Here is an 851-nt window from a genome sequence, read left to right on the forward strand (position 1 = left end):
TTCGCGTGAAGAAAACGCGTCAAAACAAGAATCTAGAGCTTCGGTTCTGATTCAATCAGAACCGAAAATGCTCTAGCCTTCGCCGCGCCAGGCCCTGCCACCGAAATGCTTATGCCGACCTCGACGAGATAACGCAGCCTAATCCGGCGGGGACGGGGGAGGTGCTAAATCGAAATGACCATCATACGCCGGATGCGAAGGACCACGGCGGTCGATGTCGCACTTCGGTCACTCGCGTCATTTTGGCCTATTCGCCGAATGTCTGCTTTTCCCCTGACAGCGGCGGGATAGCAGACATCCTCCAACCGCTGCATAGGGCCACAGGACTAAACCGCTCGCGCGGTAGGGAACGACGGCTGGCAGCGGAGCCCAGACGATAGCGTAACAGGGCGTCCTGCCTTGAGATTGAGGGGTTTCGACAACCTCACTCAAGGCAGGAGCATCCCCATGATCGACGAGGCAATGAGCCCGTTGCGCCGGCGCATGATCGAAGACATGACGATCCGCAAGTTCGCGCCGAAGACCCAACATGACTACGTGCAAAGGGTCAAGAACTTCGCGGCGTTTCTCGGGCGCTCGCCCGATACGGCGAGCTTCGAGGACGTGCGGCGCTACCAGCTGCATCTGGCGGCGAGCGGCGTTGGCGTGCCGACCATCAATCAGACCGTCTCGACCCTGCGGTTCTTTTTCAAGGTCACGCTGAAGCGCCACGAGATTGTCGAGCACACCCATGTCATCCACGAGCCGCGCAGGCTGCCGGTGGTGCTCAGCGTCGAGGAGGTGGCGCGGCTGCTCGCTGCCGCGCCGGGGCTGAAGTACAAGGCGGCGCTGAGCGTGGCCTATGGCGCCGG

The 851-nt window shown here is 61.1% G+C and carries 1 protein-coding gene; it reads left to right on the forward strand.

The window, feature by feature from the left end:
- Nucleotides 1–447: 447 nt before the first annotated feature.
- Nucleotides 448–851: tyrosine-type recombinase/integrase (locus ACZXDY_RS46145; RefSeq protein WP_464350046.1), on the forward strand; the 404-nt coding region annotated here is incomplete at its 3' end.

This window comes from Bradyrhizobium sp. LeoB3 (assembly GCF_055456055.1).